The organism is Paenibacillus humicola (genome assembly GCF_028826105.1).
Taxonomy (GTDB): domain Bacteria; phylum Bacillota; class Bacilli; order Paenibacillales; family Paenibacillaceae; genus Paenibacillus_Z; species Paenibacillus_Z humicola.
Genome location: NZ_JAQGPL010000001.1, coordinates 658620 through 670775, shown reverse-complemented (window position 1 = coordinate 670775; position 12156 = coordinate 658620). Strand labels below are relative to the sequence as shown.

Genomic DNA, 12156 nt, shown 5'->3' with positions numbered 1-12156 from the left:
GTTCAGCGCCGCTCCCCGAAAAACAGCTCGTCGGCAAGCGCCGTCTGCACGCGCGCCTCTTCCTCCGTCAGCTTCCGCACGAGCTCCATCTCCACCTGCGTCACTTCTTCGCCCTGAAAATTGATTTCCGCGATCGAAGCGACGATTCGCACGACCGCGATCGCCTCATTCTCCGGCGTATAAGCGATCACCTTTTGCCCCGTCGGATATACGCGGAAGCCGCTTTTGACCATTTTGCCCCGCCCGTATTCGAGCAGCTCATACAGCTCCTGCGCCGATTTGAACTTGCACACCGAATTGAATTCCGTTTCGAATCCCATCTCTTCCACTCCTTCCCGTATGTAGAGAGCGGCAGGCTCGCAAAAGGATCCCCCGGACGATACGCGCGGACCGGGATTCAAGCAAAGCGTTCGAGCCTGTCCGTTTGTCCGGCGTGCGCTCCTTTATCGATTCAAGCCCCGGCCTGTCAGACCGGGCTTCCGCCGCCGTAATCGATGCGCTGTTTCTCCGTATGGCGGGCGATCGCCAGCTCGATCAGCGTATCGAGCAGTTCCCTGTAAGAGACGCCGCTTTCCTTCCACATCAGCGGGTACATGCTGTACGGCGTAAAGCCCGGCATCGTGTTCACCTCATTGATCAGCAGCTTGCCGTCGGCCTTCCGCAGGAAAAAATCGACGCGGGACAAGCCGGACCCGTCGATCGCCAGAAACGCGCGGACCGCCATCTCGCGCGCCGCCTCCGCCACGTCCGGCGGAATGTTCGCCGGGATGTGCATCATCGATTTGCCGTCGATATATTTAGCCTTATAATCGTAAAATTCGTTCGAGGATGTAATTTCGCCCGGCACCGAAGCCCGGGGTTCATCGTTGCCCAGCACGCTGACCTCGATTTCGCGGGCGTCGACGAACTCCTCCACGATCACCTTGCGGTCGTACCGGAAGGCGTAGTCGACCGCCGCAATTAGCTCCTCGCGGCTGCGCGCCTTGGAAATGCCGACGCTCGAGCCGAGATTGGCCGGCTTGATGAAGCACGGATACCCGAGCGCGACCTCGACTTCCATAATGAAAAACGCCGGGTCCTTCACCCATTGGGTCCGATTGAAATGACGGTATACGCATTGAGGCAGGCCCTCCTGCGCGAACACCTTCTTCATCATGATCTTGTCCATGCCCACCGCCGAAGCGAGCACGCCCGCCCCGACATACGGGATGTTCGCCATTTCGAGCATGCCTTGAATGGTGCCGTCTTCGCCGAACGTCCCGTGCAGCATCGGAAACACCACGTCGATCGTATTGCCGTCCGCGTTCTGCGGCACATTCCGCTCGTCCAGGGAGTTGAATACCGGGATGAGCGCGTCGGTTCCGGAGGCCGCATTGCCGCCAGCTAGGCGAAGCAGCTCCGGCTCATCCGGCGGAGCGAGCAGCGGCGCGCCGGCGCGCCATTCTCCCTGTTTGGTAATATAGAAGGGTTTAATCTCGTACTTGTCGTAATCAAAAGCTTTCATCACCGCCAGCGCGGTCTGCAGTGAAACCTCATGCTCGCCGGAGCGTCCCCCGTAAACAAGTCCAACCCGCACTTTCTCCCCCATGTTCAATCCTCCGGTAGTATAATGTCCCACTAGGGGCTGGCGCCATTCGCCGATGTGCCTTCCGGTCAAAACTCGTCCGCGATATGAAAAAAACGGTAGCGCGTCTGTTCCGTCCAGGCGTAAGAGTCCCGGTAATCCCAATACCGGTGCCGGCTTGGAACCGTATTGGCGTTGACAAGCGGCATGCCGTCCGCGTCGAATGCGGTGACGACGGTGCTGTGCTGATAGCGGCCGTCCCCGGCCCAATCGTAAGTAATGACGTCCCCGAGCTCCAGCCGGCCGGCGGAGTCGACGACCGTCGCCCGCATGCCCGTTTTCCGGCTGCCGGACAAATAGGTTTGAAGCGAATTCGCGACCGCCCAGCTGTAGCTCCACAGCTCGCGGCCGCCGCTCCGGCCCCGGTACCACCAGCCCGAATTCCTTTTACCAGTATAGTTCATCGGCGCATTGCCTGCAAAGATGCACTGGGAGATATAGTTCGTGCAGTTGACCTCGAAATTTTCGTACGCCGGGTTCGGCTCGTTCCACCATCGGTCGGCGTAGGAGGCGGCCAAATCCCGGCGATATGGAATTCCGGCGCGCTGATGTTTGAAAAACGGTAATAAGTCATAATTTATATAAGGTATGGATTCCGGCTTGGCTTCCGCCCATTCGGGATCGTTCTCGGCGGCAAGCTGAACAAGCTCCGACTCCGCCGAACCGTATCGCGGACGGCGTTCGGATACGATCGGCTCGATCCGCGCGACCCGGTAGCCGTCGTCGTTCGCAAGCCACAGGCGCTCCCGTTCGATTCGCTGCTCCGTATAGGTTCTGCCCCGGTGCTCCATCGTCCGGCGAATATGCAGCTCGACGAGCACCGCGACCTCCGACCGCGAGCCGGATTCGCTGATGCGCAGCAGATTCGCGTTCGTTTCGCTGCGGAGGGACAGCACGCCCCGCTCCAGCTCCTGCTCGCGCAGACGCTGCATGCGCCGTTCGTACCGGGCGAGATGCTCCGCATCCGTCACGAGTCCGCCGAAATCGGGCGCGAGCCGGTCGGTTTCCGCTTGATTGTACAGCCTTACATAGTCGTGAACGGCGGCCTTCCACCGGTCGGCGGGATCCGCAGGCGAGCCTGCAGCCGGCGACGTCTCCGATCGTCCGGCGGCGGCCCGGACGGACGGCCTCGCCGGACGGCCGAAGACGGGTTTTCCCGTTCGCATGCGCGGCATAACGACTCCTCCTCGCTTTATTTGGGCTGGCAAAGTTGGTTCATTATATGAAGCGGATACAGGATTCATGAAATTTGGGCAAAAAAACGGCGCTTCGATCCGCTGAAAGCGTCTTTACGAACTCGCGCGGTTAATTTATACTAAAGATATAGTTGATTTTTGAAATCGTGTTTCATACAGTGAAACACGATTCGATTTTGTATACGCACCGCTAAGGAGCATCGCAAAAAACTTAGCGAATCCTTCCGAAGCAGTTTTTTGCTCGCCTAGGAAGCGTCGCTAAGGAGCATCGCAAAAAACTTTTAGGAGGCATCATCATGTCGCAACAAAACGAATATGCCGTCCGCTCTTCGCTCGAGGTCGGCGGTAAGTCTTACGCTTACTACCGGCTGAAAGGGCTGGAGGAGCAAGGGGTCGGCACCGTTTCGAAGCTGCCGTTCTCCATCAAAGTGCTGCTCGAAGCCGCCGTCCGTCAGTTCGACGGCCGCGGCATTACGAAAGAGCACGTGAAACAGCTGGCCAATTGGGCCGAAGGCCGCGAGGACAAGGAAGTTCCGTTCATTCCGGCGCGGATCGTCCTGCAGGACTTCACCGGCGTGCCGGTCGTCGTCGACCTCGCCGCCATGCGCGACACCGTGAAGAAAGCGGGCGGCGACCCGAAGCAGATCAACCCTCTCGTTCCGGTCGATCTGGTCATCGACCACTCCGTTATGGTCGACGCCTTCGGCACTCCCGAAGCGCTCGAGTACAACATGAACATCGAATTCAAACGGAACGAGGAGCGCTACCGCTTCCTCCGCTGGGCGCAAACGGCGTTCGATAACTTCCGCGCCGTTCCTCCGGCAACGGGTATCGTTCACCAGGTCAACCTCGAGTATCTGGCATCGGTCGCGGCGACGAAAACGGTCGGCGGCGAAACGGTCGTTTACCCGGACTCGCTCGTCGGCACCGATTCCCATACGACGATGATCAACGGTCTCGGCGTTGTCGGCTGGGGCGTCGGCGGCATCGAGGCGGAAGCGGGCATGCTCGGCCAGCCGCTGTACTTCGTTATGCCGGAGGTTATCGGCTTCCGTCTGACCGGCAGCCTGGCCGAAGGCTCCACGGCGACCGACCTGGCGCTGACGGTCACGCAAATTTTGCGCAAAAAGGGCGTTGTCGGCAAGTTTGTCGAGTTTTTCGGCCCTGGCCTGTCCAACATCAGCCTTGAGGACCGCGCGACGGTCGCCAACATGGCGCCGGAATACGGCGCGACGATCGGCTTCTTCCCGGTCGATACCGAGACGCTTCGCTTCCTGCGCGCAACCGGCCGTACCGAAGAGCAGATCGCGCTGGTCGAAACGTTTTATAAAGAGCAGGGCATGTTCCGTAACGACGATACGCCGGAGCCGGTATTCACCGATATCGTCGAGCTGGACCTGTCGACCGTCGTGCCTTCGCTGGCCGGACCGAAACGTCCGCAGGACCGCGTCGAGCTGACGGCGATGAAGGATGCCTTCAACGACATCGTCCGCACGCCGATCGAAAAAGGCGGCTACGGTCTTTCCGACAGCGCGATCGATCAGGTGGTCGAGGTGAAGCATCCGAACGGCCAGGTCAGCAAAATGAGCACGGGCGCCGTCGTGATCGCGGCGATCACGTCCTGTACGAACACGTCCAATCCGAGCGTAATGCTGGGCGCGGGCCTTGTCGCGAAAAAAGCGGTCGAGCGCGGCCTGAAGAAGCCGGCTTACGTGAAAAGCTCCCTGACGCCGGGCTCGCTCGTCGTTACGGAATATTTGAAGAAAGCCGGCCTGCTCGAATCGCTTGAGGCGCTCGGCTTCTATGTCGCAGGCTACGGCTGCGCGACCTGTATCGGCAACTCCGGCCCGCTGCCGGACGAAGTGAGCAAGGCGGTCGCCGACAACGACATGACGGTTGCGGCCGTGCTGTCCGGCAACCGGAACTTCGAAGGCCGCGTCCATGCGCAGGTCAAAGCGAACTATCTCGCGTCGCCGCCGCTCGTCGTCGCTTACGCGCTGGCCGGAACGGTCAATATCGACCTGTCCAAAGACCCGATCGGCTACGACGGCAGCAATCAGCCGGTTTACTTGAAGGACATTTGGCCGACGTCCAAAGAAATCGCCGACGCGGTCGGCGTGGCCTTGAGCCCGGAAATGTTCCGCGAGAAATACGCGAACGTATTCACGCAGAACGAGCGTTGGAACGCGATCGACGTACCGCAGGGCGAGAGCTACGAATGGGACCCGAAATCGACGTACATCGCCAACCCGCCGTTCTTCGAGAACATCGACGCAGGCGTCGCCGACATCGCCGATATCAAAGGCTCGAACGTGCTTGCGCTGCTCGGCGACTCCGTCACGACGGACCATATTTCGCCTGCAGGCAACATTAAGGCCGACAGCCCGGCCGGCAAATTCCTGATCGAGCATGGCGTCAACAGAGAGGACTTCAACTCGTACGGCTCCCGCCGCGGCAACCACGATGTGATGATGCGCGGCACGTTTGCCAACATCCGCATCCGCAACCAGGTGGCGCCGGGCACGGAAGGCGGCGTGACGACGTATCTGCCGACCGGCGAAGTGATGTCGATCTATGATGCATCGATGAAGTACCAGGCAAAGGGCACGAACCTCGTCGTCATCGCCGGCAAAGAGTACGGAACGGGCAGCTCCCGCGACTGGGCGGCAAAAGGCACGTACCTGCTCGGCGTCAAAGCCGTCATCGCCGAAAGCTTCGAGCGGATTCACCGCTCCAACCTCGTCGGCATGGGCGTCCTGCCGCTGCAGTTCCAGGAAGGGCACGGCTGGAAGACGCTGAACCTTACCGGCCGCGAAACGTTCGACATCACCGGTCTCGGCAACGACGTACAGCCGGGCCAGACGGTCCAGGTTACGGCGACCCGCGAAGACGGCACGACGTTTGACTTCCCGGCCATCGTCCGGCTCGACTCGATGGTCGACGTCGACTACTACCGGAACGGCGGCATCCTGCAGACGGTGCTTCGCCAAATGATCGCCAACAACTAGTCAAGCAGAAACCGCAGCGCTTCGGCGCCGATCACGAAAGAAGCGGAGCCTCAGGCCGAATGGCCTGAGGCTCCGCTTCTTTTTCATTGCGGCAGCCGGCTCGATTCGAGCTATTTCAGCATGGAGCCGATGCGCTGCGCAGCTTCAATGATGACGGGCGCGTGGCGGCGCATCGTCTCCGGCGTCAGCCGGTTGGCCGGCCCGGATACCGACAAGGCGGCGGCCATTTTGCCGTTGCGGCCGAAAATCGGGGCCGAGACGGCGGCGGCGCCGGGCTCGCGCTCCTCGAAGCTGGTGGCATAGCCGAGCGTCCTGATCTCGTCGATCTGCTCGCGGTACTGCGCAATATCGACCGAGGAGGGCCATGACGGATCTGCCAGCAGCGACTCGCGCGTCTCCGCATCCTCGAAGGCGATCAGCACCTTGCTGGACGCCCCGACGTACAGCGGCAGTCTGACCCCGACGGGCGCCACCCGCCGCACCGCCTGATCGCTCTGCACTGCCTGGATGCGAATCCGTTCCGAGCCGTCCCGCAAATACAAGCTGACCGTTTCGCCGAGCAGGTCGCGCAGCCGTTCCATCTCGGGCAGGCCGAGCACGGCCGGATCGTCGCCGCCCGCCATGTTCGCGGATAGCTCCCAAATCCGCAGTCCGAGCCGGTAGCGGTCGGACGCGCGGTCCCTCGTGACGAAGCCTTTGTCCTCCAGCGTGGCGAGCATCCGGTGAACGGTGCTTTTGTGAAGGCCAACCTTGTCGGCGATTTCCGTCATCGCAAATTCTCTCCCGGACGTAAACGCGAGCAAAATATCGAGCGCCCGTTCGACGGCGCGTACGGTCGATTTTCCTTCCTCCGCCATGGCTTGTCACCTCGCAGATACAGTTTCACTTAATGAAACTCAGTTACACACAGTATACCCGACACCGCTTTTTCCGTAAAGACTGCTGGCAGTCCGTTCCTGAAAAATTACAGCCGCGTTACAATCGGCTAACATCATGTCGACATTCATTGACAGATCCGTCAAGCTCGTCATACGATAAAGGTAATACATTACGTAAAGCGCTTTCATAGCGACGAATGGCTTGGGTCTTTCGGATAGCCGGCTTCAAGCAAAGCTGCCCTATAGTCCCATCGATCGACTTTGCATTTTATGCTTGAGGGGGAATCACCATGAGTACGACCATTACGCCGTCGCTGCCCGTAGGCGGAGGTTTGCCGCCGGAGCTGCTGCCCTCCCCTCTGCCTGCGCCCTCGGGACCCGCTCTGGCGCGTGCTCGCCGGAGACATGCCGCGGTGGCCGTCTTATCCGCCCTGATGGCCATGGTCCTGTTTGCGCTGCTGGCCTTTCACGGGTATATTGCCTGGATCATCGCGCATCCCTACGTTCCGCCGCTGACATCCAATCCGATGGAAGCCAAGGGGCTCGCTTATCAGGACGTTTCTTTTCCCAGCGCCAGCGGGCGGACGACCGTTCACGGCTGGTACATTCCGGCGGCCTCCGCCGATGCCGGTGCCGCGTCTTCGAAACGCACCATTATTTTCAGCCACGGCTACGGGGCGAACCGCGAGGAAAGCTGGGTGCCGATGTACGATCTGGCGGGGCTGCTGCACCGGCTGCACTATAACGTCCTGATGTTCGATTACGGCTATGCCTCGCATGCCGACCCTTCGCCGGCGACCGGCGGCTATGAGGAATCGCAGGAGCTGCTGGCCGCGATTCATTATGCGAAAACGCACGGAACGGACCAGCTGATCGTCTGGGGATTTTCCATGGGAGCCGGAACCGCGCTGCAGGCGGCGCTGCAGACCGACCAAATCGACGCGCTGCTGCTCGACAGCCTGTTCCTGCCGAGTCCTGACGCGCTGTACGCCAATATCCGGCAGTACTTGGACCTTCCGCGCTTTCCGTCGCTGCCGCTCATTCAGTGGATGCTGCCGTTTTGGACGGGAACCGGATTCAACTATATTCCGGCGAAGCAGGTCGAAGAGAACGCCTATCCGTTTCCGGTCTATGTTATGCACGGCACGGATGACGGAACGGCGCCGCTGACGACCGCCGAGGAGATCGCCTCGCGCCAAGTCAACCCGCTGTCGCGCGAATGGATCGTGAAGGGCGGCAAGCACGAGCTGCTGTTCAAAGTATATCCGAGAGAATATATCCAGCGCGCGGTCGTTTTCCTGGCCCAGGTCGACAACGCTTATAAAACCGCTCACACGGCGTAGCCCGGTTCCGTTTGCGCCGGCTGCTTTCCATAACCGGCGCTCCGCCCGCCGCTCGGGCGCCGGAGCCGGCATAACCCCTTATCCGCCTGTTAGAGCAAGCAGTGCCTTTTCTATGGGCATGCCTCGAGCGGAACAAAAAGAAGCCTGTCCGAAAATCGGACAGGCTTCCGCTGCTACAGGCCCAAGTGCTGCGGCCTTGAAGCCGCATCGTCTTACAAGCGGCTGATTCGGTACTCCGCCCGCTCCAGCCATTCCGGCCGGACCGTAACGCCCCAGCCCGGCCCTTGCGGAAATTGGACTTTGCCGTCCGATACGGCCAAGGGCTCGGTGAACAGGTCCTTCGTCCACGTATCCGGCTCGATCGAAAATTCCAGGAATTTGCCGGCATTCGGGATCGCTGCCGCCAAATGCATCGTAAACACCGTGACCATCGACAAGTTAGCCGCATGCGGCATGCAGGGCATGCCCGCCGCCTCCGCCATCCGGGCGACCTCCATCGCGCGGCTGATGCCCCCGACATAGCAGATGTCCGGCTGGACGATATCGACCGCCCGCATGTCGATCATGCGCTTGAACTGCGCCAGGTCCGTGTCCTGCTCGCCTCCGGTGACCGGGATGTCGAGCGCGTCGGCCACCTGCTTCGTCCATTCCAGCTCCGGATACGGGCACGGCTCCTCGAAATGGCAGACGCCGTATTCGGCGAGCATGCCGCCCATCTCGATCGCCTTGCCCGGCGTCAGGCCGCTGTTCGCGTCGACGAACAGCTGCGTGTCGTCCCCGATCGCCTTCCGCACCTCGCGCACGACCTCCTCCGACCGTCCGGGGTAGACGTCGACGTCGTTCCCGAAATTGTTCGCGATCCGGATCTTGAACGCCCGGATACCCTGCGTATCCTTCAGCCGCGCGATCCGCTCCGCTTCGTCCTTCGGCGAGATGTTGCGCTTCATGCTGGAGCCGTAAATATCGAGCGCTTGCGGCTTGCCGCCGAGCAGCTCGCAGACGCTTTTGCCAAGGCGCTTGCCCTTCAAGTCCCACAGCGCCGTATCGAGTCCGCCGACCGCCCGGCAAATGTACGAGCCGGGAAACTTATGCTCCTCGCGGACGATTTTCTCGGCGAGCGCCTCGATCTCGTCGCAATCAGCGCCGAGCGCGTGCGGCGCCACCTGCTGGTGCAGCACAAGCGCCGAAATGTTGGCGTGGTAGGGCGCCATTTGGCCGAAGCCCTGCTGCCCGTCCTCCGCCGTCACGCGCACGAACGACAGCTGCCGGGTCGTAAACGTCTCAATGCTTGCAATTTTCATTTTTTTCTCCTCCCTCAAGCCCACGGCCGTTACCCGCCGGCGACTAAAACGGTCTGATTCGCGGACAGGCGTTCGGCGGGCAATGGTTTCTCCTCAGCGGGACCCTCCCGCTGAAATGACTAGTCCTACAAAAACGACGGTTTATTCCCAGCTTAAGCCCGCCCCCCGGAAAATGCAAGCGTTTTCGACAGGTTCTTCCGTACGCCGCGCAACCTGTTCAGCCGCTGCTTGCACCGGACGATTTCGGAGGACTCACACGATCGTTTCCTGTCGGCGGCACAAATAAAGGGCACAAAAAAAACCGCCCGCGGATGCGCGGGCGGAACGCAGGCGGTCCATGCTATTCATCCGGACCGTCAGGACGGTTCCGTCATTGCTTGAGCAGCGACAAAAATTCCGAGCGCAGCGCGGAGCTTTTGCGAAATTCGCCGCGGACGGCCGAGGTGACCGTCTTGCTGCCCGGCTTCTTGACGCCGCGGGAGCACATGCACAAATGCTCGCCTTCGACGACGACCATCACGCCGTTCGGCTTCAGCACTTCCTCCAAAATATCGGCGATCTGCGACGTAATCCGCTCCTGCACCTGCAGGCGGCGCGTAATCGCTTCGACGAGGCGGGCAAGCTTGCTGAGTCCGGCGATTTTGCCGCTCGGAATATAACCGATATGCGCCTTTCCGAAAAAGGGCGCCATATGGTGCTCGCATTGGCTGTAATACACGATATCCCGCACGATGACCAGCTCCTCGTGCTGTTCGTCGAACGTGACGCCGAGCACGTCGCGGGGATCGACGTCGTAACCGGCGAAAATTTCCTCATACATCCGGGTGACGCGCGCCGGCGTTTCAAGCAGTCCTTCCCGCTCGACGTCTTCCCCGATGAGCTTCAAAATCTCTTTGATATGGTATTCGATCTGTTCGCGGTTGTCGCCAACCAGCGAATTGACGTAATCCTTCTTGCCCGCCATGTGTGACGGCCTCCCTCCGGAAGGCGGCCCAGGCGCACGTTATTTGCGCCTTCCTCCGGACCGCTGCTGATTTTTCATCATGCTCTGCGCTTTCTGCAGCTGCTGTTTGTTCATATTGTAGCCCATCTGCTTCGCCATCTTTTGCAGCATTTCGGGATCGTTCTGCATCTTTTCCAGCTGCTTGCGCAAATAATAGACGCCGATGAAAAATCCCGCAACTCCGCCGACTATAAGCGTTATGATCGAAATAATAACCGTCCACATCTTCTCGTTCACCGCACCCTTAAGTTTAGAAATATTCGCAACTTGCAACCTATCATAGCATGGACGGCACCCCTGCGCAATGCAGGAAGGTCCTCCGGACAGACGGCTGTTCGCCCGCCCCGAGCCTGCCCGTCAAACCCCCGTAGACGGCGCGAAAAGACAGCCCGCCCACCGGCCGAGAACGCCATGTTAGCACGGGCTGCAGCCACGCGATGCGGAGCGCGGGCGATTCACTGCCGCCGCCTCCCGGCGATGCGCGCGGCCGGCTGTTCAGCCGTCTTAGCCGTGCCGGGGCATCGGCCACCTTACAGCGGCCGATCCTCCGCCCGGTCCGCTTGTTCCGGGCCTGTCATCCCGGCATTCGCCTCCGCGCCGGGCTCAAGCTCTGCTTCGGCAAGCGCCTTCCGCGCACGCCGGATGGCCTGCCGAACCGTCTCGTCCCGCTCGTCCGCAAGCGCCCGATCCAGCGCTTCGGCGGCTTCCGCGCCCCCGACCCGGCCGAGCGACCAGGCCGCCGTCGCGCGCAGCTCGAAGCGCGGGTCCTCCGCCAGAACGGCGGCGAGCGCCGGAACGGCGCTCCGGTCCTTGAAGTTGCCGAGCGCGATGACCGCATTGCGCTGAATCGGCTTTTTCCCGCGCCAGGCGGAAGCGCTCCGGCCGTACGTTTCCTTGAACTCGCGGTTGCTCATCGCTAGAAGCGGAACGAGCAGCGGCTTCACCTTCTCGGGGTCCGGCGCAAGCTCCGGCTGGTGCGTCCAGTTGCGCCCCTTGTTCTCCGGGCATACAACCTGGCACGTATCGCAGCCGTACAGGCGGTTGCCGATTTTGCGCATCATTTCATCCGGGACGATGCCTTTCGTCTGCGTAATGAACGAAATGCAGCGCTTCGCATCGAGCTCTCCCGGCCCGACGAGGGCACCGGTCGGACAAGCGTCGATGCATGCGGTGCATTCGCCGCAGCTCTCGGTGACGGGCTTGTCCGGCGGCAGCGGCAGATTGGTGATCATTTCGCCGAGATAAACCCACGAGCCCCATTCCGGCGTAATGATCGCACAGTTGCTGCCGCTCCAGCCGATGCCGGCCCGCTCGGCCACCGCGCGGTCCGACAGCGCGCCGGTATCGACCATGCTCTCCGCGCGAACATGCGGCACGCGTTCGTGAAGCCACGCTTCGAGCCGCCGAAGCCGGTCGCGCAGCACCGAATGATAATCCTCGCCCCAGGCCGAGCGCGAGATGATGCCGCGCCGCGCGCCCGGCGCGGATTTCGGCGCATCCTGCAGCTTGGACGGGTAAGCGACCGCGATGGCAACGATCGACTGCGGATCGTCGAACAGCAGCGCAGGCTCCGTCCGCTTGTCGAGATCCGGCTCTTCGAACCCGGATTCGCGGCCGAGCTCGCGATGCCGAAGCAGCCGCTGCTTCAGCTCGGTAAACGGGGCGGCCGAAGCGACCCCGATTTTATCGATGCCGAGTTCCGGAGCGGCAGCTTTCATTTTCGTTTTCAACTGATCCCAGAATGTCTCCGCTCCGGCCATAACCATCGCCTCCTGTCGCCTTCTGTTCGTAGGTTTCGCCGCT

At 61.2% G+C, this 12156-nt stretch carries 10 protein-coding genes; 2 read left to right on the top strand and 8 right to left on the bottom strand.

Annotated elements, in window-relative coordinates:
- Positions 1 to 2: 2 nt before the first annotated feature.
- The 3 genes from PD282_RS03175 to PD282_RS03165 all read right to left on the bottom strand — a co-directional run bounded on the left by PD282_RS03175 (position 3) and on the right by PD282_RS03165 (position 2799).
- Positions 3 to 320, bottom strand: coding sequence for a hypothetical protein (locus tag PD282_RS03175; protein WP_274648944.1), 318 nt, complete (start codon positions 318 to 320; stop codon positions 3 to 5).
- Between the two features lie 146 nt (positions 321 to 466).
- The gene (locus PD282_RS03170) at positions 467 to 1588 is read right to left on the bottom strand and encodes a D-alanine--D-alanine ligase (RefSeq protein ID WP_274648943.1); all 1122 of its coding nucleotides are present in this window, start codon (positions 1586 to 1588) and stop codon (positions 467 to 469) included.
- Positions 1589 to 1653: 65 nt separating this feature from the next.
- Entirely contained in the window at positions 1654 to 2799 is a 1146-nt protein-coding gene (locus tag PD282_RS03165) for an amidase domain-containing protein (RefSeq protein WP_274648942.1), read from the bottom strand.
- A gap of 317 nt (positions 2800 to 3116) precedes the next feature.
- On the opposite strand from PD282_RS03165, the gene acnA reads away from it, so the two are divergent.
- On the top strand, positions 3117 to 5828 hold the full coding sequence (gene acnA / locus PD282_RS03160; protein WP_274648941.1) for an aconitate hydratase AcnA: 2712 nt from the start codon (positions 3117 to 3119) through the stop codon (positions 5826 to 5828).
- A 110-nt stretch (positions 5829 to 5938) separates the two neighbouring features.
- Here the strand turns inward: acnA and PD282_RS03155 are convergent, their stop codons facing one another.
- Entirely contained in the window at positions 5939 to 6685 is a 747-nt protein-coding gene (locus tag PD282_RS03155; protein ID WP_274648940.1) for an IclR family transcriptional regulator, read from the bottom strand.
- 311 nt (positions 6686 to 6996) lie between these two features.
- Here PD282_RS03155 and PD282_RS03150 point away from each other — a divergent pair, with 311 nt between their 5' ends.
- Entirely contained in the window at positions 6997 to 8049 is a 1053-nt protein-coding gene (locus tag PD282_RS03150; protein WP_274648939.1) for an alpha/beta hydrolase, read from the top strand.
- Between the two features lie 212 nt (positions 8050 to 8261).
- On the opposite strand, the gene PD282_RS03145 is transcribed toward PD282_RS03150, so the two are convergent.
- From PD282_RS03145 to queG, 4 genes are all read right to left on the bottom strand, one after another.
- On the bottom strand, positions 8262 to 9350 hold the full coding sequence (locus PD282_RS03145) for a mandelate racemase/muconate lactonizing enzyme family protein (RefSeq protein WP_274648938.1): 1089 nt from the start codon (positions 9348 to 9350) through the stop codon (positions 8262 to 8264).
- A 370-nt stretch (positions 9351 to 9720) separates the two neighbouring features.
- A complete protein-coding gene (folE, locus tag PD282_RS03140) occupies positions 9721 to 10314 on the bottom strand; it encodes a GTP cyclohydrolase I FolE (RefSeq protein ID WP_274648937.1) in 594 nt (197 codons plus the stop codon).
- 39 nt (positions 10315 to 10353) lie between these two features.
- A complete protein-coding gene (locus PD282_RS03135; RefSeq protein ID WP_274648936.1) occupies positions 10354 to 10578 on the bottom strand; it encodes a YneF family protein in 225 nt (74 codons plus the stop codon).
- A 305-nt stretch (positions 10579 to 10883) separates the two neighbouring features.
- A complete protein-coding gene (gene queG, locus PD282_RS03130) occupies positions 10884 to 12119 on the bottom strand; it encodes a tRNA epoxyqueuosine(34) reductase QueG (RefSeq protein WP_420832266.1) in 1236 nt (411 codons plus the stop codon).
- Positions 12120 to 12156: the final 37 nt, after the last annotated feature.

Bases quoted from the DNA above. Each gene is read 5' to 3' on its own strand.
- folE (WP_274648937.1), bottom strand. From the start codon at position 10,314: ATGGCGGGCAAGAAGGATTACGTCAATTCGCTGGTTGGCGACAACCGC.
- PD282_RS03175 (WP_274648944.1), bottom strand. From the start codon at position 320: ATGGGATTCGAAACGGAATTCAATTCGGTGTGCAAGTTCAAATCGGCG.
- PD282_RS03145 (WP_274648938.1), bottom strand. From the start codon at position 9,350: ATGAAAATTGCAAGCATTGAGACGTTTACGACCCGGCAGCTGTCGTTC.
- acnA (WP_274648941.1), top strand. From the start codon at position 3,117: ATGTCGCAACAAAACGAATATGCCGTCCGCTCTTCGCTCGAGGTCGGC.
- PD282_RS03155 (WP_274648940.1), bottom strand. From the start codon at position 6,685: ATGGCGGAGGAAGGAAAATCGACCGTACGCGCCGTCGAACGGGCGCTC.
- queG (WP_420832266.1), bottom strand. From the start codon at position 12,119: ATGGTTATGGCCGGAGCGGAGACATTCTGGGATCAGTTGAAAACGAAA.
- PD282_RS03170 (WP_274648943.1), bottom strand. From the start codon at position 1,588: ATGGGGGAGAAAGTGCGGGTTGGACTTGTTTACGGGGGACGCTCCGGC.
- PD282_RS03165 (WP_274648942.1), bottom strand. From the start codon at position 2,799: ATGCCGCGCATGCGAACGGGAAAACCCGTCTTCGGCCGTCCGGCGAGG.
- PD282_RS03150 (WP_274648939.1), top strand. From the start codon at position 6,997: ATGAGTACGACCATTACGCCGTCGCTGCCCGTAGGCGGAGGTTTGCCG.
- PD282_RS03135 (WP_274648936.1), bottom strand. From the start codon at position 10,578: ATGTGGACGGTTATTATTTCGATCATAACGCTTATAGTCGGCGGAGTT.